Raw genomic sequence first — 26,193 nt, 5'->3', positions numbered from 1 at the left:
TTTCCCGAGACTGTGAGATAGCCCGGCATTACCTTGGCGAGTGAGCTAATGAATGCAGGGGCCGTGCCGAATTGTCCGGCAATGTGCCTGTATGCAGAAAAAATCTGGCGAAAGGTTGTTCAAAAATCCACCAGTCCCGGTATGATCGCGCGCCCTGATGCACACACGCCTGGTAACTCCCGATGATGAAGCCCAACCTGATTGCCGCCGCCGAGATCGATCGTCTCGATACGTGGGCAAAATACTCAGCCCCGATGTGCGGTTCCTGCGTGTCCAGCTGCTGCACGCTGCCGGTTGAGGTGAAGATCAAGGATCTGGTGCGCATCGGTGTGGTCGACGAGTTCGAACTCGGCGACCCGCCGAAGAACATCGCCAAGCGTCTGCAAAAGGAAGGCCTGGTCGAGCGCTTCAATCAGAAGTCCGGCATCTTTACCCTGCAGCGCATGAGCAACAACGATTGCTACTACCTGGATCGTAAGAGCCGGCTGTGCACCATTTATGACAAGCGCCCGGATACCTGCCGCAATCACCCGAAGATCGGGCCGCGACCGGGGTATTGCGCGTATAAGCCGAAGGAAGTGGTGCGCGAGCAGAATTTCCGCGCAATCGAGAAGTTTTAAAAGCTTACCCTCATCGGAACGCCGCCCGCCCAGCCCTCTCCCGGAGGGAGAGGGAGCCGACCGAGGTGTCTGGCGCCATACATCGACCCGAAACACCCAGTCGATTATGGATTCGATAAAGCCCCACCAAATCGATTATGGATTCAGCAGAATTCTTGCAAGTCGGTGCATCTCACGAATATCCCCCATTCAGTCCCCTCTCCCTACGGGCGGTCCGACGTTTCGGGAGGGCTAGGGTGAGGGGCTCTTGATCATCAAGACCCAACCTGCATTTCCTCCAGACAAACAAAAACGCCCCCGGTCTCTCGACCGGGGGCGTTTTCATTCAGCCGGAACTAATGACTCAGTTCTTGGCTTTCTTGGCAGCGCGGGTACGCTCGCTTTCGTCCAGGATCTTCTTGCGAAGACGGATGGACTTAGGAGTAACTTCGCACAGCTCGTCTTCCTGGATGTATTCCAGAGCCTGTTCCAGAGTGAACTTCACTGGTGGAACCAGAGCGATGGTTTCGTCTTTACCCGAAGCACGCATGTTGTCGAGCTTCTTGCCTTTGGTCGGGTTTACACCCAGGTCGTTGTCGCGGCTGTTCTGACCAACGATTTGACCGTTGTAGATCTCCTGGCCGTGTTCTACGAACAGCTTGCCACGAGCCTGCAGGGTTTCCAGCGAGTAGGTCAGTGCCTTGCCGGTTTCAACCGAAACCAGAACGCCGTTCTGACGGCCGGACATGTGGCCCGACTTGACGGTGTCGTAACGATCGAAGATCGAGGTCAGGATGCCAGCACCGTTGGTCAGGGTCAGGAACTGGTTACGGAAACCGATCAGACCGCGAGCAGGGATGTTGTATTCCAGACGAACACGGCCCTTGCCATCCGGCACCATGTTGCTCAGGTCGCCTTTACGCAGACCCATCTCTTCCATGACCTTGCCCTGAGCTTCTTCAGGGATGTCGATGGTGACGTTTTCGAACGGCTCTTGCTTGACGCCGTCAACTTCACGAATGATCACTTCAGGACGGCCCAGGGCCAGCTCGAAGCCTTCGCGACGCATGGTTTCGATCAGTACCGAGAGGTGCAGCTCACCACGGCCGGAAACCTTGAACTTGTCAGCGGTGTCGCCTTCTTCAACGCGCAGTGCAACGTTGTACAGCAGCTCTTTGTCCAGACGGTCCTTGATGTTACGGGACGTCACGAACTTGCCTTCTTTACCGCAGAATGGCGAGTCGTTTACCTGGAAGGTCATCGAAACGGTTGGCTCGTCAACGGTCAGAGGCTTCATCGCCTCGACAGTGTCCGGGTGGCACAGGGTGTCGGAGATGAACAGCGAGTCCATACCGCTGATGCAAACGATATCGCCTGCTGCAGCTTCTTCAACGTCGATGCGGTGCAGACCGTGGTGACCCATCAGTTTCAGGATACGGCCGTTACGGCGCTTGCCGTCAGCACCGATCGCTACAACCGGGGTGTTCGGCTTGACGCGGCCACGGGCGATACGGCCAACGCCGATAACACCCAGGAAGCTGTTGTAGTCCAGAGCGGAGATCTGCATCTGGAACGCACCGTCACGGTCAACGGCCGGAGGCGGAACGTGGTCGACTACCGCTTGGTACAGCGGGGTCATGTCTTCAGCCATGGCGGTGTGATCCAGACCGGCAATGCCGTTCAGGGCCGAGGCGTAAACAACCTGGAAGTCCAGTTGTTCTTCGGTAGCACCGAGGTTGTCGAACAGGTCGAAGATCTGGTCCAGAACCCAGTCCGGACGCGCGCCTGGACGGTCAACCTTGTTGATCACCACGATTGGACGCAGGCCGGCTTCGAAAGCCTTCTTGGTCACGAAACGGGTTTGCGGCATAGGGCCGTCTTGAGCGTCAACCAGCAGCAGAACGGAGTCAACCATCGACATTACGCGTTCAACTTCGCCGCCGAAGTCGGCGTGGCCCGGGGTGTCCACGATGTTGATGTGGTAGCCGTTCCAGTTGATGGCGGTGTTTTTCGCCAGAATGGTAATACCGCGCTCTTTTTCCTGGTCGTTGGAGTCCATCACGCGCTCGTCGTTGAGCTCGTTGCGCTCCAGAGTGCCGGATTGACGCAGGAGTTTGTCTACCAGGGTGGTTTTACCATGGTCAACGTGGGCAATGATGGCGATGTTGCGTAGATTTTCGATCACTTGTGTATCTCGATCAGAGGATTCGGTTTGCTGACAAGTCTTGGCAGCGATTAGCAGTAGTGTCCGGCATGGCCGTTACAGCTTGACGGCGGTGTCGGGGGGCCGGTGACGCAGGCCACAGGCAAACAGCCCCGGGCACTTAGCTCGGTCGATAAACGCGCACATTGGCATGCCCCTCACTGAGCAAATGGTGAGCATGCAGGCGACTCATCACGCCTTTGTCGCAATACAGCAGGTACTGGCGAGTCGGATCCAGCTCCTTGAAACGAGCGTTCACTGCGTAGAACGGCATCGTCTGTACTTCTACGCCAGCGAGTTCCAGCGGCTCATCCTCGGCGGCATCCGGGTGACGGATGTCGATCACGATCTGGCCGGCCAGTGCTTCGCTGACTTCTTCAATCTGTACGTCCTGGCCCAATTCGTCGATCACCCGATCGATCGGCACCAGCTTGGCGTTTTCGAGCGCACGCTCGAGCACTGCCATGTCGAATTCTTTCTCTTCGTGTTCAACACGCCCGCGCTTGGCGGCGGTCTTCGGGTTGACCGAAATGACCCCGCAGTATTCCGGCATGTGCCGGGCGAAATCGGCGGTGCCGATCTCGTTGGCGGTGTCGATGATGTCCTGCTTGTGCGCCACGATCAGCGGACGCAGGACCAGTTTGTCGGTCACGCAGTCGATCACCGACAGGTTCGGCAGTGTCTGGCTCGACACCTGGGAGATCGCCTCGCCGGTGACCAGCGCCTCGATCTGCAGACGTTCGGCGATGTTGGACGCCGCGCGCAACATCATACGCTTCAATACGACGCCCATATGACTGTTATCGACTTTGCCGAGAATTTCGCCCAACACTTCTTCGAACGGAACACTGACAAATAGCACGCGTTGCGAGCTGCCGTACTTCTTCCAGATGAAATGCGCGACTTCCATTACACCCAATTCGTGGGCACGACCGCCCAGATTGAAGAAGCAGAAGTGCGTCATCAGGCCGCGACGAATGATCTGGTAAGCCGCAACGGTCGAGTCAAAGCCGCCGGACATCAATACCAGCGTCTGCTCCAGAGCGCCGAGCGGGTAGCCGCCGATACCATTGTGCTGGCTGTGAATGACGAACAACCGTTTGTCGCGAACTTCGATACGGACTTCGATCTCCGGCGCTTTCAGGTCGATACCGGCGGCACCGCACTCACGGCGCAGCTTGCTGCCGACGTATTTTTCGACGTCCATCGAGCTGAACGCGTGCTTGCCGGCACGCTTGCAGCGCACCGAGAAAATCTTCCCGGCCAGTGCAGCGCCGTAGTGCTGTTTGCACTTATCGGTGATGTCGTCGAAGTCGCCCAGAGGGTACTCGTCGATCTGCAGAAAGTGCGCGATGCCCGGCATGCAGGTCAAGCGCTCACCCATCTCTTTCAAGGCTTTGGCGTCGGTAACGCGGGTTTCCAGCTCGAGATTGTCCCACACACCGTTCACCACCACGGCCGGGTCCAGGTCGCGGAGCACGGTGCGGATGTTCTTGGCCAACTGGCGGATGAACTTCGTCCGGACAGGTCGGCTTTTGATGGTGATCTCGGGGAAGACTTTTACGATTAGTTTCATGAAAACAGCGCGCGAACGGCCAGCCGAAAAAGGGGGGCGCGGATTATAGCGGAAATTGCTCAAGGTTTAACCAGTTAATGTGCAGAAGGTTTTGCATGCACCAAAACGGGTCATTTTCGATTTATAGCGCTACATTAAAGGGCGAGATTTTCCGCATTCAGGCGCTTTGCACCTTTATAAGCGTGAATTTGGGGCAAAAAACCCATGCTGGGGCACTGGCATGCAATTTGCTCCCTTGTGAGGCAGGTTGCCTTGGCAGAGTATTCGCGCCGGCATCACCCAAATTCAAGGGCATCCACTACCAAGCCCGAAGCCACCCGGAGGACATATGTCGAAGACGGTTCAACTCATCAAAGATCATGACGTCAAGTGGATTGATCTGCGCTTCACGGACACCAAAGGCACTCAGCACCACGTGACCATGCCGGCTCGCGATGCGCTGGATGAAGACTTCTTCGAAGTCGGCAAGATGTTCGACGGTTCCTCCATTGCTGGCTGGAAAGGCATCGAAGCCTCCGACATGATCCTGATGCCGGTTGACGAAACGGCCGTTCTCGACCCGTTCACCGAAGACGCCACCCTGATCCTGGTGTGCGACATCATCGAACCTTCGAGCATGCAAGGCTACGACCGCGACCCACGTGCGATCGCCAAGCGCGCCGAAGAACACCTGAAAGCCACCGGTATCGGTGACACCGTGTTCGCTGGTCCTGAGCCTGAGTTCTTCATCTTTGACTCGGTGAAATTCAAGTCGGACATTTCCGGCTCGATGTTCAAGATCTACTCCGAGCAAGGTTCGTGGATGTCCGACCAGGACATCGAAGGCGGCAACAAGGGTCACCGTCCAGGCGTCAAAGGCGGCTACTTCCCGGTTCCACCGTTCGACCACGACCACGAAATCCGTACCTCCATGTGCAACGCACTGGAAGAAATGGGCCTGACCGTTGAAGTTCACCACCACGAAGTGGCGACTGCCGGCCAGAACGAAATCGGCGTCAAGTTCAACACCCTGGTGAAGAAAGCCGACGAAACCCAAACCCTGAAGTACGTTGTGCACAACGTTGCTGACGCTTACGGCCGCACCGCGACCTTCATGCCGAAGCCACTGTACGGCGACAACGGTTCGGGCATGCACGTACACATGTCGATCTGGAAAGACGGCAAGAACACCTTCGCAGGCGAAGGCTATGCCGGCCTGTCCGATACCGCTCTGTACTTCATCGGCGGCATCATCAAGCACGGTAAGGCCCTGAACGGCTTCACCAACCCGGCGACCAACTCCTACAAGCGTCTGGTACCAGGCTTCGAAGCTCCGGTAATGCTGGCCTACTCGGCTCGCAACCGTTCCGCTTCGATCCGTATTCCTTACGTGTCGAGCCCGAAAGCCCGCCGTATCGAAGCACGTTTCCCGGATCCGGCTGCCAACCCGTACCTGGCCTTCGCAGCACTGCTGATGGCCGGTCTGGACGGTATCCAGAACAAGATCCACCCAGGCGACGCTGCTGACAAAAACCTGTACGACCTGCCGCCTGAAGAGGCGAAAGAGATCCCGCAAGTTTGCGGCAGCCTGAAAGAAGCCCTGGAAGAGCTGGACAAGGGCCGCGCGTTCCTGACCAAGGGCGGCGTGTTCTCCGACGACTTCATCGACGCTTACATCGCGCTGAAATCGGAAGAAGAAATCAAGGTTCGCACCTTCGTACACCCACTGGAATATGAGCTGTACTACAGCTGCTGATCCGGTAGCGCCGCGTTTCTCGGCGTGACAAAAAGAGGCCTCCTTCGGGAGGCCTTTTTTATTGCAGATCAAAAAACCCTCACCCTAACCCTAACCCTCTCCCAGAGGGAGAGGGTTAGGGTGAGGGCGTTACCAGATGTTTACCAAGTTGGGCCAACCGCCGCACCTGGCCTATGCTGCACCCCATCGCTTTCAATCCCGGTCGATTTCATGGGTCGCACCTTTCTCTACATTCTACTGCTGATCGCCCTGCCCGCCGCGGCGCAGATCTACAAGTACACCGATGCCAACGGCAACACGGTGTACAGCGATCACTCGCCGGACGGCGTGCAGGCACAACCGGTGGAATTGCCGCCGCTCAATCGGGTCGAGCCTCAGGCGCCCAGCGCACCACCCGCGCCCGAAACCGCCAACCGTGAACCTGCGCGCAACGCCTACGACATTCTCGAACTCGCCGGCCTCCCCAGCGAAGAAGCCCTGCGCGCCAATAACGGCACGTTCACCGTCCAGGTGCTGATCAAGCCGCGCCTGCAACCACCACATCAATTGAGACTAGTCCTGGATGATATGCCTTATGGCCAGCCCAGCAATGTGCCGATCCTGCAACTGGTGAACGTCGATCGCGGCGAACACCGACTCGCGGTGCAGGTGATCGACGGACAGACGATCATCCAGCAGAGCCCACCCGTCGCCCTTAGCGTGCAGCGGGTGCACAAGCCATGATCCGCGCGTGGTTGGTCGTCCTGTCGGCGCTGATGTCGCTGCAAACCTCAGCCGAGGTCTTCACTTATACCAACGCGCAAGGCAATCGCGTCTACACCGACCAACCGCGCGGCAATGCCAAGCGAGTGCCGATCGCCACCAGTAACCGCATGTCGGCCAACCCGACCGCCGCCGCGCCGATCACCACCGCGAAAAAAACCGTCGAACAACCGCCCTTCCATTACGACATGCTGCGGATTCTGGTGCCCGAACCCGACGCAACCATTCGCAGCAGCGCCGGGGAAATTATCGTCAGTGTCACCAGCGAACCGGGCCTGCAACGCGGCCACCGCTATCGCCTGTTACTGGACGGCCAAGCCACCGGCGAACCCGGCCTGAGCCCGGTTTTCCCGCTGAACAACGTTGATCGCGGCAGCCACAATCTCTCGGTTGAAATCCTCGACATGGAGGGTCGCACCGTCGAGCGCACTGCCAACCAGCCATTCCACATGCTGCGCATTTCCCTCGCGCAGAAACGCCAGGTCAAACCCTGCGTCGCCGACGACTACGGCGTACGCCCGGAATGCCCCTTGAAAGACAAACCGCCCGAGCCGAAAAATCCCTTTCTGCGTTTCTTCTAACGTCGTTCAGCTTTGCGCACTATATTGGTGCAATGGCCTGCACTGTACTCACATTCCAACCCATTTTGGTTCGAAACTACCCGCCAGAGCAGGCCATGTGCCACGCAAACGAGCGTCAAACGCCTGTTTCAGGCGTTGAACGCTTCTTTTCAGAGCCTTGGTTTGGTTTTTGCATTTTCCCGATACCGACGCTTGCTTGTTGCGCACGCTCCGCCCCCAAAAGAGGCTCCGATGACCATTAGCGACGCAATCCACCGTTTGCTGCTCGACAACCTGACCACCGCCACCATCCTGCTCGACGCCGAATTGCGCCTCGAGTACATGAACCCGGCGGCGGAGATGCTGCTCGCCATCAGCGGGCAGCGCAGCCATGGGCAGTTCATCAGCGAGCTGTTCACTGAATCCACAGAAGCGCTGAATTCGTTGCGCCAAGCGGTAGAGCAGGCGCACCCGTTCACCAAGCGCGAAGCGATGCTCACTGCCCTCACCGGCCAGACGTTGACCGTTGATTACGCGGTGACGCCAATCCTCAGCAACGGCGCGACCATGCTTCTGCTGGAAGTCCACCCGCGTGACCGCCTGCTGCGGATCACCAAGGAAGAGGCGCAGCTGTCCAAGCAGGAAACCAGCAAGATGCTGGTGCGCGGCCTCGCCCACGAGATCAAGAACCCGCTCGGCGGCATCCGTGGCGCTGCGCAATTGCTCGCTCGCGAGCTGCCGGAAGACAGCCTGCGCGACTACACCAACGTGATCATTGAAGAAGCCGACCGCCTGCGCAATCTGGTCGACCGCATGCTCGGCTCGAACAAGCTGCCTTCGCTGGCGATGTGCAACGTCCACGAAGTACTGGAGCGCGTCTGCCAACTGGTTGAAGCGGAAAGTCAGGGCTGCATCACCTTGGTGCGCGATTACGACCCAAGCATTCCCGACGTGTTGATCGATCGCGAGCAAATGATTCAAGCCGTGTTGAACATCGTGCGCAACGCGATGCAGGCGATCAGCAGCCAGAACGAGCTGCGCCTGGGCCGCATCAGCCTGCGCACCCGCGCGATGCGCCAGTTCACCATCGGCCACATCCGCCATCGCCTGGTGACCAAGATCGAGATCATCGACAACGGTCCCGGGATCCCGGCGGAACTTCAGGAAACCATTTTCTTTCCCATGGTCAGCGGACGCCCGGACGGTACCGGGCTCGGTCTGGCCATTACCCAGAACATCATCAGCCAGCACCAGGGTCTGATCGAGTGTGACAGCCATCCAGGCCACACCACGTTCTCGATCTTTCTGCCACTGGAACAAGGAGCCACATCGACATGAGCCGTAGTGAAACCGTATGGATCGTCGATGACGACCGTTCTATCCGTTGGGTTCTGGAAAAGGCCTTGCAGCAGGAAGGCATGACCACCCAGAGCTTCGACAGCGCCGACGGCGTGATGAGTCGCCTGGCCCGTCAGCAGCCTGATGTGATCATCTCCGACATCCGCATGCCCGGTGCCAGCGGTCTGGACCTCCTGGCGCGGATTCGCGAACAGCATCCACGGTTGCCGGTCATCATCATGACCGCTCATTCCGATCTGGACAGCGCTGTCGCCTCCTATCAGGGCGGCGCCTTCGAGTACCTGCCAAAACCGTTCGACGTTGATGAAGCGGTATCGCTGGTCAAGCGCGCCAATCAGCACGCACAAGAGCAGCAAGGCCTGGAAGTCGTGCCGGCACTGACCCGCACCCCGGAAATCATCGGCGAAGCGCCGGCGATGCAGGAAGTGTTTCGCGCCATCGGCCGCTTGAGCCATTCCAACATCACCGTGCTGATCAACGGCGAATCCGGCACCGGTAAAGAACTGGTCGCCCACGCCCTGCACCGCCACAGCCCGCGCGCGGCCTCGCCATTCATCGCGCTGAACATGGCGGCGATCCCCAAGGATCTGATGGAATCCGAGCTGTTCGGCCATGAGAAAGGCGCGTTCACCGGCGCGGCGAATCTGCGTCGCGGCCGTTTTGAGCAGGCTGACGGCGGCACGCTGTTCCTCGACGAAATCGGCGACATGCCGGCAGATACGCAAACCCGTTTGCTGCGAGTTTTGGCGGATGGCGAGTTCTATCGCGTGGGCGGGCATGTGCCGGTCAAGGTCGACGTACGGATCATCGCCGCGACGCACCAGAATCTGGAAACCCTGGTGCACGCTGGCAAATTCCGTGAGGACTTGTTCCATCGCCTCAACGTGATCCGCATCCACATCCCGCGCCTCTCGGATCGTCGTGAAGACATCCCGACCCTGGCCAAGCACTTCCTCAGCCGCGCCGCGCAAGAACTGGCGGTGGAGCCGAAGCTGCTGAAGAGCGAGACCGAGGAATACCTGAAGAACCTGCCGTGGGGCGGTAACGTGCGTCAGCTGGAGAACACGTGCCGCTGGATCACCGTGATGGCGTCCGGGCGCGAAGTGCACATCAGCGACCTGCCGCCAGAACTGCTGAACCTGCCGCAAGACTCGGCGCCAGTGACCAACTGGGAGCAGGCGCTGCGCCAGTGGGCGGATCAGGCCTTGGCGCGCGGCCAGTCGAGCCTGCTCGACAGTGCGGTGCCGGCGTTTGAGCGGATCATGATCGAGACTGCCCTGAAACACACCGCCGGGCGTCGGCGTGATGCGGCGGTTTTGCTGGGTTGGGGGCGTAATACCCTGACGCGCAAGATCAAGGAATTGGGGATGAAGGTTGATGGTGGCGATGATGATGAGGGGGATGAGGGTTAACGGTTTGTTCGCTTGAAGATGGTTGTGTACTCAGGATCCATCCCCCTCTCCCCCCAGTGGGAGAGGGGGAAAGGGAGCCGATTCGTGCAATTCTCAAAATCTGAGTTCGACTCGGTATTTCACGTCGGCGTATTTCTCACAAACCCCGCGGTCAGTCCCCTCCCCCTCTGGGAGAGGGTTAGGGTGAGGGCCACTGTGCACCGCATCAATGCACGATGACCCGCGATTGAGCACAGCCGGATCCCCCACTCGCTTCCGACAACACCAAAAAAACCACTTTCCAAAAACACGAAAGCCCCGAACCCCGGGGCTTTCGCGTTTCCGATCAGCATTTTTGTTTCAACAAATTAAAACCTGGCACGTCCCCTGCAATACCTCTGACAGGTGATTCGATTCACCACCCGTTTCGGGGACCTTGGTACAGGCAGGCCGGGGATTCCCCTCTTTACTCCGGGCTCACACCGCTACGCGACGAGCCCACCCTTTTGGGATCCTTGGTACAGGCAGGCCGGGGGTTCCCTCTTTACACCGGACCGACGCCAACAGCGAAGTCCACCCTTTTGGGAACCCTGATACAGGCAGGTCAGGGATTCCCGCTTTTACACCCCTCGCCGGGCGTTCAGCCCGGCGTTAATCAAGCTTCGGACGTTTGGGTAAATGGTGCAGGGGCTGGTTTTGCCGCCCCGAGTCATATTCCCGTATTTGTGTTTCAAGCCTGTCGAGCATTTTTCCAGGGCTGGGTTCACTGATCAGAATGTCTGTCAGCCGTGCCTTATCGCTAGCGTCAGCTTTGACGTAAACCTCGAGAAACCACCAGACCCGCCGCTGCAGAAGCGGATACTCAACGTGAAACTCAGGCGTACGACTCAGTTTCCGAAGCCTGCTGGAAAGATCACCAACACTGGCCCAGAGTTCCTGTTTTCTTGGTACGTCCTCTGTCGGCACATGCTGCAACCAAAGTTTTGCCGACACATCATTACTTTCTGCTCCCAACCAAATATCGGAGTCGATTTTTATCCGTGCACCTATCAACCGCCGGAGTGAGGCCGGATCCGTTATTGGATTGCCGATGAGATTGAAGCCTGCTCTGAGTTCAACGGATTCCGGGATCGAGGTAATCCGATTGTTCGCCAGGTTCAACAGTTTCCCGGGAATCTCGTTGGTGATGCCCTCCGGAAATCTGTCTAACCCCATGTTGGAAAGATCCAGCTCCTGCAACGCAGTCATTGCTTTGAGTGAAGGTGCGACAGAAAGCGCATTGCTGCCAAGCCTTAATACTTCCAGGCTTGACCGGCCGTTGTCGGCATCAAGCCCGATAGGTATTCGGCGTATTCCAGCTCCCGTCAGATCCAGCACACGCAACTCGGTCATCCCGGAAATATCAGGATCCGTTTGCAAAGAATCGTTCTGGCGTTGAACAGGTACCCCAAACCGCAACGCACCGGGCAAATCATTCACCGCTGGTCCCTGTGTGCTACCAAGCCTCAATACCTGCAGTCTGGTCATGCCCCTCAGCGAAAAACTTGCCTGTAAATCACAATCCTGCAGGTTCAATTCTCGTAAATGGGGGAGCTTCACTAATTGCTCGGTAAAGCGCGAATCCATATTGAATCTTGAGTAAGCCCGCTCATATAGAGAGGCGCCGAAGGATCTTCTGGTGATTAGCTGGCTTGTTACCGTCAGACTTTCAATGTTTGGAAACTGCGCAAAAAAAACCTCAGGGTTCAGCGGTGCATTACCTCTTAACGTAAGAGCAACGACTGAGTTGAACCTCAATGAAAGCAACTTATCGACTGGCCATAGCGTGAGATTGATATCCAGCTTGAAACCCGATAGCCGCCCATCGCTATAGACCCGCTGATCAGGCTGACTTTGCCACTTGTACAATTGGCGTAGCGTGCTCCACATGGCAAACGCCTCATGTATCTCATGGTCCCCTGGAACGTGATTTTGGTGGCGGGGGATGCTGACGTGTTCGCTGCCCATTTGAGCAAGCCCAAGTTGAATATGCTTAAGCTCCACATCTGCCACATCCCTGTCACTGAACCGGGCGATAAAGTCATCTGCGTGTTGATCGGTCGAATCCGGAAAATACTGTTTAACCTGCGCTCGTGTGGCTGGCTCAACGACCTCACGCTGGTACCAGAGGCCGCTGTCGGCATCGCGCAGCATCACCGGACCCAAAAGCAACTCGCTTGTCCGTCGGGCTCGATGCAATCCCGTTTCCGGATCCACGGCGACAAGAACAAGGTCGCCACCAGCCACGTCAGCGTAAGTACGCTTGTTAAAAACCCTTAAACCTTCACTGTTGACTTCTGGAAGTATTGCTCGGGCATTGACTACGTAATGGTCCAGCGAAGGCTGAGATGCTGGCAGACGAGTTTCAGCGGGAATCGTCTGAACTTCGACGGTCGGAGCCGGATGAATGACATCAATGTCTGTAGCGCTGGCTCGCGACTGCGGATTGTCGAGAGTAATACCTGAGTCGACGCCTCTGCGGCCTGAGGGACCGGGGAGCGAAGTGTCCACCTCCACCGATCGATTCGAGCTGCCGGGAACATCCACGTGGGTACCGCTACCGCGCGGTGGTTTTACTGGCATGTTTTTTCATCCTTGAAAAAGTCGCCCTCCGCATTTGCCTAAGGAACGAAGGGATCGGCATCCTGCCGATTTGAAAGAGGAGCGCACGATAGCGTGCGCAGGTGTTGAAGGAGATAGGAAAGGCAGACTGGCGAAGTGGGAAACAACGCCAGGAAACGTAGGAGTACAAGAGAGGAACGACAGGTTTGCGATCAGTTCATTCGCAAACGGATCTCCAGCCGCCAGCGGTCGTCGACCTTGCTGCCGGCCCAGTCGCCCTGTAGTGGCCGCGCCGCCAGCACCGTCAGCAGCAAGCCACCGTCACTCCTGCGCGTACGCCAATTCACGTCTTTGCCGTTGAGCCTGAGTTGGCCTTTCTGCGCTTTGCCTTCAGCCTGGAACAACAGCGCCACCGTGCCATCAATGATTTCACCGTGCAGCTTGGGCTCATTGTTGAACCACACCACCAACCCTTGATCCGTGACCTCGACCTGCTGCAACACCGTCGGATCCGGCGTGGTCAGGCGACCAATCATCAAACCGATCATCACGCCAACAATCGCCAGCGAACCGATGACACGCGGGAATAGTTTCGAACGGTTGTCCACAGGCGGCGTAGAATGCCGCTCATCTTTACCTTCGGAGCCGTGCATGTTTCACGTCATCCTTTTTCAACCAGAAATTCCGCCGAATACCGGCAACGTTATCAGGCTGTGCGCCAACAGCGGCTGCCACCTGCATTTGATCGAACCGTTGGGTTTCGAGATGGACGACAAGCGCTTGCGCCGTGCCGGTCTCGATTACCACGAATATGCCACGCTGCAGCGTCACGCGGACCTGGCAAGTTGCCTGGAAAGCCTGGGTAATCCACGGCTGTTCGCGTTCACCACCAAAGGCTCGCGGCCGTTTCATGATGCCGCGTTTGTTCCTGGCGATGCGTTCATCTTCGGCCCGGAAAGCCGTGGCCTGCCGCCGGAAGTACTCGACGCGCTGCCGCCGGAACAGCGCCTGCGTCTGCCGATGCGCGAAGGCTGCCGCAGCCTGAACCTGTCCAACACCGTCGCCGTCGCTGTATACGAAGCCTGGCGCCAGAACGACTTCAAGTAACACCGCAAAACAAATGTGGGAGCGAGCCTGCTCGCGATTACGGAGTGTCAGTCAACATTGATGTGTCTGACAGACCGCTATCGCGAGCAAGCTCGCTCCCACATGGGGTGTTGCTAAACCGTCTTACTGAACGGTTGGCGTCTCGCCGCTTTCCTGCATGCGCTGCAATTCTTGCGCGTACAGAGCGTCGAAGTTCACCGGGGCCAGCATCAGCGCCGGGAACGAACCACGGGTCACCAGGCTGTCCAGGGTTTCGCGCGCGTACGGGAACAGGATGTTCGGGCAGAACGCACCCAGGGTGTGGCTCATCGAAGCCGCATCGAGGTTCTTGATCAGGAAAATACCGGCCTGTTGCACTTCAGCGATGAAGGCGACTTCTTCACCGTTTTTCACGGTGACGGACAGAGTCAGCACGACTTCGTAGAAATCACCTTCCAGTGCTTTCTGGCGAGTGTTCAGATCCAGCGCGACTGCCGGATCCCACTGCTGGCGAAAGATCGCCGGGCTTTTCGGGGCTTCGAAGGACAGGTCGCGTACGTAGATGCGCTGCAAGGAGAATTGCGGTGCGGTTTCTTCTTCGCTGGCTGCAGTGTTCTGTTGGTCAGTCATCTCAGATCCTTATCGATCTTGGGTCTTTTAGGGATTGCTGTACGTGGGTGCAGCCGTTCAGGCCTTGAGCAGCGCGTCGAGCTTGCCGGCGCGCTCCAAGGCATACAAATCATCACAACCGCCGATGTGCTTGCTGCCGATCCAGATCTGCGGCACGGACGTGCGCCCGGCTTTCTGGGCCATTTCGGCGCGCACCTGCGGCTTGCCATCGACCTTGATCTCTTTGAAGGCCACGCCTTTGTTCTCGAGCAGGTACTTGGCGCGCGAGCAGTAAGGGCAGTAATCGCTGGAGTAGACGATGACTTCGCTCATATCACTTCACCAGCGGCAGGTTATCGCCTTTCCAGCTGGAGATCCCGCCGGACAGCTTGGCGGCGGTGAAGCCGGATTTCATCAGTTCGCGGGCGTGGGTGCCGGCGGTCTGGCCCAGAGCGTCGACCAGAATGATGGTCTTGGCCTTGTGCTTTTCCAGCTCGGCGGTGCGCGCAGCCAGTTTGTCCTGGGGAATGTTGATCGCACCAACGATGTGGCCGGCAGCGAAATCCTTGGCCGGACGGATGTCCACCACCACGCCTGCATCTTTATTGACCAGTGCGGTCAGCTCGCCGGTGCTCAGGCTTTTACCGCCGCCCTGCATCGTGTGCGCCAGCAGCAGAGCCAGCAGTACGACGAAGATACCGACAAGAATGTAGTGGTTAGTGGCAAATTCAATCAGGTGAGCAACCATCGAAGGAGGTTCCAGGGCGTTAAAATGTCGGCCAGTATACACAGCCACTATGGTCGGCCAAACCCCGTCCGGCGGTGACGCGGTCGGAACTTAGCTTTAAACTCCAACTCCCTTTTCCATCGCCCTCTTCTTTATTAGCCACGAGTGGATTCCATGACTACCACGCCTAAACCTTTGGTCCTGATGATTCTCGACGGCTTCGGTCACAGCGACAGCCCCGAATCCAACGCCGTTTTCGCGGCGAAGAAGCCTGTTCTCGATCGCCTCTGGGCCAGCGTGCCGAATGGCTTGATCTCGGGCAGCGGCATGGACGTCGGTCTGCCGGACGGCCAGATGGGCAACTCTGAAGTCGGCCATATGAACCTCGGCGCCGGCCGCGTGGTGTATCAGGACTTCACCCGCGTGACCAAATCGATCCGCGACGGCGAATTCTTCGAGAACCCGACCATTTGCGCCGCTGTGGATAAAGCCGTGGCCGCCGGCAAGGCCGTGCATTTCATGGGTCTGCTCTCCGATGGTGGCGTGCACAGCCACCAGGATCACCTGATCGCCATGGCCGAACTGGCCTTCAAGCGCGGCGCCGAGAAAATTTACCTGCACGCCTTCCTCGATGGCCGCGACACGCCGCCGAAAAGCGCAGCCTCGTCGATCGAACTGCTCGATGCGACCTTCCAGGCACTGGGCAAGGGCCGCATCGCCAGCATTATCGGCCGTTACTTCGCCATGGACCGTGACAACCGTTGGGATCGTGTCGCTCAGGCCTACAACCTGATTGTCGACGGCAACAGCGAATTCAATGCCGCCACCGCGCAGGAAGGTCTGGACGCGGCTTACGCTCGCGGTGAGAGCGACGAATTCGTCAAAGCCACGACCATCGGTGAGCCGGTGAAAGTCGAAGACGGCGACGCCGTGGTGTTCATGAACTTCCGCGCCGACCGCGCCCGTGAACTGACCCGCGTGTTCGTTGAGGACGATTTCAAGGATTTCGAGCGCGTCCGCCAGCCAAAACTGGCCGGTTTTGTCATGCTGACCCAATACGCCGCCAGCATTCCGGCACCGTCGGCGTTCGCGGCGGGCAGCCTGGAGAACGTCCTCGGTGACTATCTGGCGAAAAACGGCAAAACCCAGCTGCGCATTGCTGAAACCGAGAAATATGCGCACGTGACGTTCTTCTTCTCCGGCGGTCGTGAAGAACCGTTCCCGGGCGAAGAGCGCATCCTGATCCCTTCGCCGAAAGTCGCCACTTACGACTTGCAGCCTGAAATGAGCGCGCCTGAGGTGACCGACCGCATTGTCGAGGCCATCGAAAACCAGCGTTACGACGTGATCGTGGTCAACTACGCCAACGGCGACATGGTCGGCCACAGCGGTGTATTCGACGCAGCAGTGAAAGCGGTTGAATGCCTCGACACCTGCGTCGGTCGCATCGTTGAAGCACTGGAAAAGGTCGGCGGCGAAGCGCTGATCACCGCTGACCACGGCAACGTCGAAAAAATGGCCGATGAAGAAACCCACCAAGCGCACACCGCGCACACCACCGAGCCGGTGCCGTTCATTTATGTCGGCAAGCGCGATTTGAAAGTGCGTGAAGGCGGCGTGCTGGCGGATGTGGCGCCGACCATGCTCAAGCTGTTGGGACTGGAAAAACCGGCGGAAATGACCGGCAGTTCGATTCTGGTCTGACCCGAATCGCCAAAACACCGCAAAACCCTGTGGGAGCTGGCTTGCCAGCGATAGCAATCTGACAGCCAACATCTATGTTGAAGGTGCAGAAGCCATCGCCGGCAAGCCAGCTCCCACAGTGGTTTATGGAGTTTTCGAAATGGAATCGGGTCTATTGCTAGCTCCAGTTATCACACAGCCCCAATTGGGCGTTTTTTTTGCAGCCTCGGGCGGGCATACTAGGCCGTCCCTTACCCTGGTGCCGCCCGCCTCTATGCTCCGCGTCCTGATCGCCCTCGCTCTGACCTGCCTGCTCCAACCGGCCTTCGCTGACGAGCGCGCGCAAACCCAACAGCAGTTGGACGCCACGCGTCAGGACATTGCCGAGCTGAAAAAGCTGCTGGGCAAAGTCCAGGAAGAAAAATCCGGCGTGCAGAAAGAGCTCAAGGGCACCGAAACCGAGCTGGGCAAGTTGCAGAAGCAGGTCGACGCACTGCAGAAAGAACTGCAGAAAAGCGAATCCGAGCTGCAGCGACTCGATGCAGAGAAAAAAAAACTCCAGAGCGCGCGCACTGAACAGCAGCGACTGATCGCCATTCAGGCCCGAGCGGCCTATCAGAACGGTCGGCAGGAATACCTCAAGCTGCTGCTCAACCAGCAGAATCCCGAGAAATTCGCCCGCACCCTCACCTATTACGATTACCTGAGCCAGGCCCGCCTGGAGCAGTTGAAGAACTTCAACGAGACCCTGCGCCAACTGGCCAATGTCGAAAAAGACATTGCCGCCCAGCAGGCGCAGTTGCTGGTGCAGAAAAGCAGCCTCGATACCCAGCGCGACGAACTGGAAAATGTTCGCAAGGAACGTCAGCAGGTCCTCGCCAAGCTCAACGATGACGTGAAAGCCCGCGATCAGAAATTGGCTGCGCGCGAGCAGGATCAGGCAGACCTGTCTAAAGTCCTTAAAACCATTGAAGAAACCCTGGCCCGCCAGGCCCGTGAGGCAGAAGAGGCGCGGCAGAAAGCGCTGATCGCCCAGCAGGAAGCGGAAAAAAAGCGTTTGCGTGAGGCGCAGGCTGAAAACAGCGACGCCCCACGGAAACCGGTCAAATCCACTCCCGGCGCGCTGGTCTCCAGCAGCGGCGAGACCTTCGGTGGTCCTTTTGCTGCAACCCGGGGAAAACTTCCATGGCCGGTTGATGGTCGACTGCTGGCACGCTTCGGCGAAAGCCGTGGCGACGACGCTCGCACCAAGTGGGACGGCGTGATGATCAGCGCCTCCGCCGGCAGCCAGGTGCATGCCGTACACGGTGGTCGCGTGGTGTTCGCCGACTGGCTGCGCGGTGCCGGGCTGCTGGTGATCCTTGATCACGGCAACGGTTTTCTGAGTCTTTACGGTCACAACCAGACGCTGCTCAAGTCGGCCGGTGACGTGGTAAAAGCCGGTGAGTCCATCTCCACTGTCGGTAACAGTGGCGGCCAGGATACATCAGCGCTGTATTTCGCAATTCGTCAGCAGGGTCACCCGAGTGATCCGGCGCAATGGTGTCGTGCGCAAGGATAAGCGCACCATCTAATTCAGGAGTTCGTTCGACATGCTGCATTTGTCCCGCCTTACCTCGCTGGCCCTGACGATCGCCCTGGTGATCGGCGCGCCTTTGGCGTTCGCCGCGCAACCGGCCCCGGCCGTCGCTCCGGCAGGCACTGCCGCGACCTCCAAGGCGCCGTTGCCGCTGGAAGAGTTGCGCACCTTTGCCGAGGTCATGGACCGGATCAAAGCCGCTTACGTCGAGCCGGTGGACGACAAGACCCTGCTGGAAAACGCGATCAAGGGCATGCTCAGCAACCTTGATCCGCACTCGGCCTACCTCGGCCCTGAAGACTTCACCGAGCTGCAGGAAAGCACCAGCGGTGAGTTCGGTGGCCTGGGTATTGAAGTCGGCGCCGAAGACGGTTTCATCAAAGTCGTCTCGCCAATCGATGACACCCCGGCGTCGAAGGCCGGCATTCAGGCTGGTGACTTCATCGTCAAGATCAACGGTCAGCCGACACGTGGCCAGACCATGACCGAAGCCGTCGACAAGATGCGCGGCAAGATCGGCCAGAAAATCACCCTGACCCTGGTGCGCGATGGTGGCACGCCGTTCGACGTAACGCTGGCACGCGCGGTGATTCAGGTGAAGAGCGTCAAGGCGCAGCTGCTGGAAACCGGCTACGCGTACATCCGCATCACCCAGTTCCAGGTCAAGACCGGCGAGGAGGTCTCCAAGGCCCTGGCCAAGCTGCGCAAGGACAACGGCAAGAAGCTCAACGGTATCATTCTCGACCTGCGCAACAACCCGGGCGGCGTGTTGCAGGCGGCGGTGGAAGTGGTCGACCACTTCATCACCAAAGGCCTGATCGTCTACACCAAAGGCCGCATCGCCAACTCCGAACTGCGCTTCTCTGCCACCGGCAAAGACGAAAGCGAAGCGGTGCCAATGGTTGTGCTGATCAACGGTGGCAGCGCCTCGGCGTCGGAAATCGTCGCCGGCGCCCTGCAGGACCAGAAACGCGCCGTGGTCATGGGCACCACCAGTTTCGGCAAGGGCTCGGTACAAACCGTGCTGCCGCTGAACAACGACCGCGCCCTGAAAATCACCACGGCGCTGTACTTCACGCCGAACGGCCGCTCGATTCAGGCCCAGGGCATCGTCCCTGACATCGAAGTACGCAAGGCCAAGATCACCAACGAGGCCGATGGCGATTACTTCAAGGAAGCCGACCTGCAAGGTCACTTGGGCAACGGCAACGGCGGCGCGGACAAACCGACCGGTTCCGGTGCCAAGCCCAAAGCCATGCCACAGGATGACGATTACCAATTGGCCCAGGCCCTGAGCCTGCTCAAAGGGCTGAGCATCACATCCGGCCGCTGAGGATGCCTTTGCGTTTCGTCTTCGTTCTGTTGTGCTGTCTGGCGGGTGCTGCTCATGCGGAGCCCGCCAGTTCAACATCGCACAAAGCCTACCTGACACTGATCATCGATGACCTGGGGCAGAACCTGCCCCGGGATCGCCGCGTGCTGGCCCTGCCCGGCCCGGTGACCACGGCGATCATGCCTGATACCCCTCACGCCACCGAGTTCGCCCGCGAGGCCCATCGCGCCGGCAAGATTGTCATCCTGCACATGCCCATGGATCCGGCTACCGGGCCTTATGCCTGGCACCCGGAGCTGCCCATCGAAGAGCTGGAAAAACGCCTGAACGCCGCGTTCAAAATGGTCCCCTACACTGCTGGCATCAATAACCACATGGGCAGTCGCATGACCGCGCAACCGGTGGCGATGGCGTGGTTGATGGGCCAATTGCAGCGCCGGCACAAGTTCTTCGTCGACAGCCGCACCAGCGCCCAGACCGTCGCCGCCCAGCAGGCACAGAAGATCGATCTGGCGAGTGTGTCACGGGATGTATTTCTCGATGACGAACGCACTGAAGCGGCGATCTACACGCAACTGCAGACTGCGATCAGCCTGGCGCGCAAACAGGGTTCGGCGGTGATGATTGGCCATCCGTATCCGCAAACGCTGGCAGTACTGGAGCGCGAACTGCCGAAGTTGAAGGCTCAGGGCATCGAGTGGATCGATATCAAACAGATGATCAGCCTGCGCAGCAATCGCGCCATGGCTGGCCATGGCAAGGACGGCGTGTATCGGTAGCACTTTGTGACGCTGACACATACATAGTTACTACCCGATAACCATCTCCGTTCCCGATAGTGCGACCTGCAACAGGTCGTGACGCCCTCGCGTCGCTTTCAACTATCAGGAATCATCATGACTATCGAAAACAGCACCACAGCCCATCCCAAACAGATGGAACCGATCACGCAGGACAATCTGCTGATCAACTTCACCACGGAGTTCCACCGGGTCTGGAGCACCAACGGTTCAAAAGCAAAAACCGCCACGTTCTGGCACCCCACCCCTGCTCCGGATGCATTGCCGGGTTACTTTCCGCTGGGCGACGTGCTCATTCCCGGCAACACCAATATCAATGGCGAAATGGTCGCAGCCGTGGTCTGCGAGAAAGATATGGAGGGGGCCGTAAGCACTAAAGGAAAGGCCCTTGCCCGCCCTGTCGATTTTGACCTGGTCTGGAAAGAAACCGGGGCGCCCAGTGTCACGCCCATGTCGATCTGGCGACCTTTGGCCCCTGTCGGCTACGTTGCTCTGGGGCTCGTGTGCTCCAACGATCACTGCAAACCTTCGTTGAACTCGGTGCGCTGCGTCAGGCTCGACCTGGTGATCGCAGCGAACGTCGGCGAGTTGATCTGGAATGACAAGGGCAGCGGCGCCAAACTCAGTTTCAGCGCCTTTGGCATCGAACCGCCGACTGCCGCCGCAGGCGACATCCATTTTGCGCCCTGCACCTTCGTGGGCATCCAGGGTTATAGCAAGCCTGTAGCACCCTCGACGGCGTACAGCCTGCGCATGCAAATCCCGCTACAAGTCAGCGCACCGCCGCCAATTCCGACTCTGACCGGGTACGCGAAGCCCGCAGTAAACGAACCTGCCACCGTCACCCAGATTGCCCGCCTGCCTTGGTTTGTAGTGCGAGACCATGCTCATCCCGGCGAACAATTTCGCAATTCGCCCTACTACGAACTGAAAAGAACTGACGAATACGTGCTCATTGGTCACGAGCACAATGAATCGGACAAGTATCGGGTCGTTAAATGGACGGCGCCGCGTGCGCAAGACGCGGTGACGATGCGCATGTTCCAGGGTTTTACCGCCATGGAAATCGTCAAAGCCTGGCCGACCATGCCTCTCAGCGATATCCGCCTGACAAAGTTCTCAGCCTGCCTGACGAAGAGTTTGACCCACACCGAGACGTCTTCCAGCGGCTGGAACGAGCTACGACCTCAAGTGGTGATTGGCATGGCGCCGAAGCAAACAGCCGTCGCGGTTTATCACATGCAAAGCCATTACGAGTTGGTACGGGAAGACGGCACTCAAGTAGCGGTCGACTTTGGTTATACCGACGATTCAAGCGTGCTGTTGACGCAATATCCGCCGGAGTCCGTCGAGGTCGTCAGTGCATGTCCGCCACTGACGACAGACACCCCGGCAGATCCGGACATCGATGGCACCAACGTTAGCGCGCAACCACAACCGGACCTGGAGGTTGCTATAGATAGCGCGCCATGATTTCGTCGACCACCCCTTCCTTGCGCAGCTGATCCAGCGCAGCCTGAAGCCTGGCGACGACTTCATCGGAGACGTCCTTGTTCAGCGCCAGGTACAACTCGGCACTGTTGAAGCGCAGCACGGTTTTCAGGCCGGTGACCCCATCCTGCCGCGCCAGATAGCGCCCGGCAGGATCACCGGTGGCCCACAGATCAATCTGACCATTGACCAGTTTCTTCGCGTTGTCCTGATCGCGCAGCACCACAATCGGCTTCAGGCCTTGTTTGGCCAACGTCTCGGCAATCGCATCGCCCTTGTAGGCGCCAACCTTGTACTTGCGCGCGTCGTCGAGAGTCTCGAGGGTGATCTTGCTGTCAGCCTTGGCCAACATGATCCAGTCATCAGGTCCGATGGGACCAACCCATTTGAAGAGTTTTTCACGGTCCGGCAGACGCGCCATCACAAAGGCGCCATAACCGGGATTTTCCAGCGCAAGTTTATAGACACGCTCCCATGGAAAACGCAGGGTCAGGCTATAGGTGATGCCGGCACGCTGGAACACTTCACGGACGATGTCAGTGGCGATGCCATTGATGTTCTCGCCTTTGGCGAAGTTCTTGCCATCTTTCGCCATGTTGTACGGCGGGAAGTTTTCGGTGAGAAGCACCAGATCGGTGTCGGGACTGTTTTCGGCCCGGACAGTGTTGATGAGCAACATTGATGTGCTGGCGAGAACAAGAAGCAGGCGTTTGATCATGTCGGGCTACCGAAATCCATGGCGTGCCCAAGAGTGCCTTGGGTGCGCCATGCTGTCCACTGGCCTGTACGGAGTCAATGCACTGCGCTCGAGTGACAAGCGTCAGCAGGACGTTTTTTTCAGTTGTTTATCAACCAATAAAACCAGTTTTGAAGAGCCTGCAACTCACATTTTGCTACAGCGCCAACAACACCAAAAAAACGAATTAAATTAAAGTTCCAACAACAACCAACATAACTTCCACGCTAGACCAGGGATCGGTCATGAATTACAGATCAAAACTGACAACAACTCTCGCACTGCTAACAATTACATTCACGCTGACGTCTTGCGCATACAGTTTTCCGGAAGCCGCGGAGCCTGTTCTTTTGAATAATGCTGACGGCCAGAACAATCATTTAAATGGCATCGGGCAGATCATCAAAGGAGACCGTCGCTATTGCACCGCTTTTCTTATCGACACCCGCGACTCTGACAATAACTCGAACGGCCCGGCGTATATCCTGACCAGCGGACACTGCGCCTCAATCTGGATTGGAACAGCCGCTGATATGGCCTATCAGGGCCAAATGCAATTCAACTATTTTCAAGACACTCTTCTCGATGCCAGGCTTTACGATATTCAACAGGTCAAGTGGGCAAGCCTCGCCGGCACCGATGTCGCGGTTATGGAATTGAACACTTCGCTGCAAGCGGTGATCGACGACGGCATCAGTCCACTCAAGCTGGGACGCAACGCGCCTGAAAAACCCGGTCCGGTCAATGTCATTGGCGCACCCTTGAGCGCCCCGGGCCTCAGGCTTTCGTCCTGCACTCAAGAGCCGGCAAACACCACGCTGATCAAGTACCTGACCGTCCATACCGATTATCAGAAGCAGGATTGCAAAGGCATCGAACCGGGCTCGTCCGGCTCCCCGGTCATGGACATCGCAACAAGGGAAGTCACCGGTGTGATGTCGGGAACCACCTACGGCATCACAGCAGACGATTTGTGCTTCTGGCATGGACTCTGTGCAAACCCTCCCCGTCAATCCATATTGCCTGACGAGGCCAGTCAAAGTTTTCCCATCGATTACCTGATGTCCTGCTTCTCGGCGGGTCGCTTCAACAAGGACGCAGCTGCCTGTACGCTAAAGCCCGACTTTAACTTCAGAGCCAGAAACAACGCAGACGTTACTCTTTATAAAGCACCGAACAAAGGCCATGAAAACGGGCCAACCTGGGACGTCAGGTTTTCAATGAACACCGACTTCTTTCGTTTTAAAACTGTGCGCGACGCACAGGCCTGTTACTTACCAGAACACTACAGCGACCCGATTAAGATCAGTGCCGGCCTTATTAATAAAACGATCGGCAGCGAAGCGGGTTTATATTATCTGTGCCTGATGGGTGTCGACTCAGTCGATCAAGAAATTATCGAGGGAAAACTGCGCAATGCACAAATTCTGCCGGCACGACTGGTCAATCCCGGCGGAATTCGACTGCCTGAGCCAACCCCGCACATCAAATCTGGTAGTGAAGATCTGTTGATCGAATACCGTGAAACCACAGATCGCAATATCTGGACTCAGATATACGTTGGGGCTGTGAACTCAACGGACTGTGCCGCCATCGATTCCAGAAGTTACAGCAAGATAGACGACAGTTTTCTGGTACCCAATGATGCCCTGCCACTGACGCTGTGCAGCTACACCATGGATCGCGATTTCAATACGTCAACTGTGCGTACAGATACACTACAAAAACCTTGAGCCGTCGTGCGTCAACAAGCCGGGCGGTGAATAACCCTCATGGAGTTCCGCCCGGTAGTACGCAAACTCAGCCTGATCAGCGCATCACGATGCCGCGTTTGGCCATGTAGGCCTTGGCTTCCTGCACGGTGTATTCGCCGAAGTGGAAAATACTCGCCGCCAATACAGCACTGGCGTGGCCTTCGAGAATACCGTCAGCCAGATGCTGCAGGTTGCCGACACCGCCGGAAGCAATCACCGGAATGCCCAGCGCATCGCTGATCGCGCGGGTTACGCCGAGGTCGAAACCGTTTTTCATGCCGTCCTGATCCATGCTGGTCAGCAGGATCTCGCCGGCACCGAGGCCTTCCATTTTCTTCGCCCACTCGACCGCGTCGAGGCCGGTCGGCTTGCGCCCGCCGTGGGTGAAGATTTCCCAGCGCGGGGTTTCGCCCGGGCCGGAAACCTTCTTGGCGTCGATGGCGACGACGATGCATTGCGAGCCAAAATGCTGCGCGGCTTCGCCAACGAATTCCGGGTTGAACACGGCCGCAGTGTTGATCGACACCTTGTCCGCACCGGCATTCAGCAGATTGCGAATGTCCTGCACGGTACGCACGCCACCGCCGACGGTCAGCGGAATGAACACCTGACTGGCCATGCGCTCGACGGTATGCAGCGTGGTGTCGCGGCCATCGACGCTGGCGGTGATGTCGAGAAAGGTAATCTCGTCGGCGCCCTGCTCGTCGTAACGCCGGGCGATTTCCACCGGGTCACCGGCATCGCGGATGTTCTCGAACTTCACACCTTTGACGACCCGGCCGTTGTCCACGTCCAGGCAAGGGATGATGCGTTTGGCCAGCGCCATGGTCAGTCCTCAGCCTTTGTACGAATCGCAGAAAGCTTGCGCTTCGGCGACGTCGAGGGTGCCTTCGTAGATCGCGCGGCCGGTGATGGCGCCGATGATGCCCGGCGCCTTGGCGTCGAGCAGCGACTTGATGTCACCCAGATTGTGGATGCCGCCGGAAGCGATCACCGGGATCTTGGTGGCCGCGGCCAGGGCAGCGGTGAACGGCACGTTGCAGCCCTGCATCATGCCGTCTTTGGCGATGTCGGTATAAACGATCGAGGAGACGCCGTCGGCTTCAAACTGCTTGGCCAGATCAATGACTTGCACGGTGCTGATTTCAGCCCAGCCATCGGTCGCAACAAAACCGTCTTTAGCATCCAGACCGACGATGATCTTGCCCGGAAACGCGCGGCAGGCTTCAGCGACGAATGCAGGATCTTTAACGGCTTTGGTGCCGATGATCACGTAGCTCACGCCCGCCTTGACATAGTGTTCGATAGTTTCCAGCGAACGGATGCCGCCGCCGATCTGGATCGGCAGGGTCGGGTAGCGTTTGGCGATTGCGGTGACCACTTCGCCATTGACTGGCTGACCTTCGAAAGCACCGTTCAGATCGACCAGATGCAGACGGCGGCAGCCGCCCTCCACCCACTTGGCAGCCATGCTCACCGGGTCATCGGAGAACACTGTGGAATCTTCCATGCGGCCCTGGCGCAGACGTACGCAGGCACCGTCTTTAAGATCGATAGCGGGAATAATCAGCATCTGGCAAACCTTCAAATTTGAATGTTCAGCTTGGCT

General features: G+C 58.1%; 24 protein-coding genes. 14 read left to right on the top strand and 10 right to left on the bottom strand.

Annotated elements, in window-relative coordinates:
* Window positions 1-182: 182 nt before the first annotated feature.
* Complete coding sequence (locus ACZ0A4_RS25970) at window positions 183-620, top strand: YkgJ family cysteine cluster protein (protein WP_038359983.1); 438 nt, start codon at window positions 183-185, stop codon at window positions 618-620.
* A 343-nt stretch (window positions 621-963) separates the two neighbouring features.
* Here the strand turns inward: ACZ0A4_RS25970 and typA are convergent, their stop codons facing one another.
* Together typA and thiI are read right to left on the bottom strand one after the other, a co-directional pair.
* Entirely contained in the window at window positions 964-2,784 is a 1,821-nt protein-coding gene (gene typA, locus ACZ0A4_RS25965; RefSeq protein WP_016985747.1) for a translational GTPase TypA, read from the bottom strand.
* A 139-nt stretch (window positions 2,785-2,923) separates the two neighbouring features.
* A complete protein-coding gene (thiI, locus tag ACZ0A4_RS25960) occupies window positions 2,924-4,378 on the bottom strand; it encodes a tRNA uracil 4-sulfurtransferase ThiI (protein WP_463576821.1) in 1,455 nt (484 codons plus the stop codon).
* A gap of 328 nt (window positions 4,379-4,706) precedes the next feature.
* On the opposite strand from thiI, the gene glnA reads away from it, so the two are divergent.
* From glnA to ntrC, 5 genes are all read left to right on the top strand, one after another.
* The gene (gene glnA / locus ACZ0A4_RS25955) at window positions 4,707-6,113 is read left to right on the top strand and encodes a type I glutamate--ammonia ligase (RefSeq protein ID WP_007909254.1); all 1,407 of its coding nucleotides are present in this window, start codon (window positions 4,707-4,709) and stop codon (window positions 6,111-6,113) included.
* A gap of 210 nt (window positions 6,114-6,323) precedes the next feature.
* On the top strand, window positions 6,324-6,836 hold the full coding sequence (locus tag ACZ0A4_RS25950; RefSeq protein ID WP_463576820.1) for a DUF4124 domain-containing protein: 513 nt from the start codon (window positions 6,324-6,326) through the stop codon (window positions 6,834-6,836).
* On the top strand, window positions 6,833-7,456 hold the full coding sequence (locus ACZ0A4_RS25945; RefSeq protein ID WP_463576819.1) for a DUF4124 domain-containing protein: 624 nt from the start codon (window positions 6,833-6,835) through the stop codon (window positions 7,454-7,456). Before ACZ0A4_RS25950 ends, ACZ0A4_RS25945 begins: the two co-directional genes overlap by 4 nt.
* Window positions 7,457-7,687: 231 nt before the next feature.
* Window positions 7,688-8,773 (top strand): nitrogen regulation protein NR(II), encoded by a 1,086-nt coding sequence (gene glnL, locus ACZ0A4_RS25940; RefSeq protein ID WP_064117045.1) that lies wholly within the window; start codon window positions 7,688-7,690, stop codon window positions 8,771-8,773.
* On the top strand, window positions 8,770-10,206 hold the full coding sequence (gene ntrC, locus ACZ0A4_RS25935; protein WP_007909238.1) for a nitrogen regulation protein NR(I): 1,437 nt from the start codon (window positions 8,770-8,772) through the stop codon (window positions 10,204-10,206). The genes glnL and ntrC overlap by 4 nt, the downstream gene beginning before the upstream one ends.
* Window positions 10,207-10,836: 630 nt before the next feature.
* Here the strand turns inward: ntrC and ACZ0A4_RS25930 are convergent.
* Together ACZ0A4_RS25930 and ACZ0A4_RS25925 are read right to left on the bottom strand one after the other, a co-directional pair.
* Window positions 10,837-12,807 carry a leucine-rich repeat domain-containing protein gene (locus ACZ0A4_RS25930; RefSeq protein WP_463576818.1) on the bottom strand — a complete coding sequence of 657 codons (1,971 nt, stop codon included), beginning with the start codon at window positions 12,805-12,807 and terminating at the stop codon, window positions 10,837-10,839.
* 191 nt (window positions 12,808-12,998) lie between these two features.
* Window positions 12,999-13,439: a hypothetical protein gene (locus ACZ0A4_RS25925; protein WP_463576817.1), complete on the bottom strand. Its 441-nt coding sequence runs from the start codon at window positions 13,437-13,439 to the stop codon at window positions 12,999-13,001.
* On the opposite strand from ACZ0A4_RS25925, the gene ACZ0A4_RS25920 reads away from it, so the two are divergent.
* Window positions 13,438-13,893 carry a tRNA (cytidine(34)-2'-O)-methyltransferase gene (locus tag ACZ0A4_RS25920; RefSeq protein ID WP_007909235.1) on the top strand — a complete coding sequence of 152 codons (456 nt, stop codon included), beginning with the start codon at window positions 13,438-13,440 and terminating at the stop codon, window positions 13,891-13,893. The two genes, ACZ0A4_RS25925 and ACZ0A4_RS25920, sit on opposite strands and share 2 nt — an antisense overlap.
* Window positions 13,894-14,016: 123 nt before the next feature.
* Here ACZ0A4_RS25920 and secB read toward each other — a convergent pair whose 3' ends face one another.
* Genes secB through ACZ0A4_RS25905 form a run of 3 tightly spaced genes read right to left on the bottom strand, consistent with a single transcriptional unit; the run spans window position 14,017 to window position 15,229 of the window.
* Window positions 14,017-14,502 carry a protein-export chaperone SecB gene (gene secB, locus ACZ0A4_RS25915; protein ID WP_007909233.1) on the bottom strand — a complete coding sequence of 162 codons (486 nt, stop codon included), beginning with the start codon at window positions 14,500-14,502 and terminating at the stop codon, window positions 14,017-14,019.
* A 57-nt stretch (window positions 14,503-14,559) separates the two neighbouring features.
* On the bottom strand, window positions 14,560-14,814 hold the full coding sequence (grxC, locus tag ACZ0A4_RS25910) for a glutaredoxin 3 (protein ID WP_008080561.1): 255 nt from the start codon (window positions 14,812-14,814) through the stop codon (window positions 14,560-14,562).
* A 1-nt stretch (window position 14,815) separates the two neighbouring features.
* The gene (locus ACZ0A4_RS25905) at window positions 14,816-15,229 is read right to left on the bottom strand and encodes a rhodanese-like domain-containing protein (protein WP_008080560.1); all 414 of its coding nucleotides are present in this window, start codon (window positions 15,227-15,229) and stop codon (window positions 14,816-14,818) included.
* 153 nt (window positions 15,230-15,382) lie between these two features.
* Between ACZ0A4_RS25905 and gpmI the strand changes: the two genes are divergently transcribed.
* The 5 genes from gpmI to ACZ0A4_RS25880 all read left to right on the top strand — a co-directional run bounded on the left by gpmI (window position 15,383) and on the right by ACZ0A4_RS25880 (window position 22,076).
* A complete protein-coding gene (gene gpmI / locus ACZ0A4_RS25900; RefSeq protein ID WP_463576816.1) occupies window positions 15,383-16,912 on the top strand; it encodes a 2,3-bisphosphoglycerate-independent phosphoglycerate mutase in 1,530 nt (509 codons plus the stop codon).
* A 253-nt stretch (window positions 16,913-17,165) separates the two neighbouring features.
* Window positions 17,166-18,452: a murein hydrolase activator EnvC family protein gene (locus ACZ0A4_RS25895; protein ID WP_463576815.1), complete on the top strand. Its 1,287-nt coding sequence runs from the start codon at window positions 17,166-17,168 to the stop codon at window positions 18,450-18,452.
* A gap of 31 nt (window positions 18,453-18,483) precedes the next feature.
* Window positions 18,484-19,803, top strand: coding sequence for a S41 family peptidase (locus ACZ0A4_RS25890; RefSeq protein WP_053116593.1), 1,320 nt, complete (start codon window positions 18,484-18,486; stop codon window positions 19,801-19,803).
* A gap of 2 nt (window positions 19,804-19,805) precedes the next feature.
* Window positions 19,806-20,582, top strand: a complete 777-nt coding sequence (locus tag ACZ0A4_RS25885) for a divergent polysaccharide deacetylase family protein (protein WP_463576814.1) — start codon at window positions 19,806-19,808, stop codon at window positions 20,580-20,582.
* A 117-nt stretch (window positions 20,583-20,699) separates the two neighbouring features.
* Complete coding sequence (locus ACZ0A4_RS25880) at window positions 20,700-22,076, top strand: Vps62-related protein (protein WP_463576813.1); 1,377 nt, start codon at window positions 20,700-20,702, stop codon at window positions 22,074-22,076.
* On the opposite strand, the gene ACZ0A4_RS25875 is transcribed toward ACZ0A4_RS25880, so the two are convergent.
* Complete coding sequence (locus ACZ0A4_RS25875) at window positions 22,057-22,812, bottom strand: substrate-binding periplasmic protein (RefSeq protein WP_463576812.1); 756 nt, start codon at window positions 22,810-22,812, stop codon at window positions 22,057-22,059. The two genes, ACZ0A4_RS25880 and ACZ0A4_RS25875, sit on opposite strands and share 20 nt — an antisense overlap.
* Between ACZ0A4_RS25875 and ACZ0A4_RS25870 the strand changes: the two genes are divergently transcribed.
* Both ACZ0A4_RS25870 and ACZ0A4_RS25865 read left to right on the top strand, forming a co-directional pair.
* Entirely contained in the window at window positions 22,763-23,026 is a 264-nt protein-coding gene (locus ACZ0A4_RS25870) for a hypothetical protein (RefSeq protein ID WP_463577658.1), read from the top strand. The two genes, ACZ0A4_RS25875 and ACZ0A4_RS25870, sit on opposite strands and share 50 nt — an antisense overlap.
* A 49-nt stretch (window positions 23,027-23,075) precedes the next feature.
* The gene (locus ACZ0A4_RS25865) at window positions 23,076-24,563 is read left to right on the top strand and encodes a trypsin-like serine peptidase (RefSeq protein ID WP_463576811.1); all 1,488 of its coding nucleotides are present in this window, start codon (window positions 23,076-23,078) and stop codon (window positions 24,561-24,563) included.
* A 76-nt stretch (window positions 24,564-24,639) separates the two neighbouring features.
* Here the strand turns inward: ACZ0A4_RS25865 and hisF are convergent, their stop codons facing one another.
* Window positions 24,640-25,410: an imidazole glycerol phosphate synthase subunit HisF gene (gene hisF, locus ACZ0A4_RS25860; RefSeq protein WP_007909211.1), complete on the bottom strand. Its 771-nt coding sequence runs from the start codon at window positions 25,408-25,410 to the stop codon at window positions 24,640-24,642.
* A 9-nt stretch (window positions 25,411-25,419) separates the two neighbouring features.
* On the bottom strand, window positions 25,420-26,157 hold the full coding sequence (gene hisA / locus ACZ0A4_RS25855) for a 1-(5-phosphoribosyl)-5-[(5-phosphoribosylamino)methylideneamino]imidazole-4-carboxamide isomerase (protein WP_007909210.1): 738 nt from the start codon (window positions 26,155-26,157) through the stop codon (window positions 25,420-25,422).
* Window positions 26,158-26,193 lie beyond the last annotated feature (36 nt).

It is taken from the genome of Pseudomonas sp. AC172 (assembly GCF_979258595.1).
This window is presented reverse-complemented; position numbering and strand designations above follow the sequence as displayed.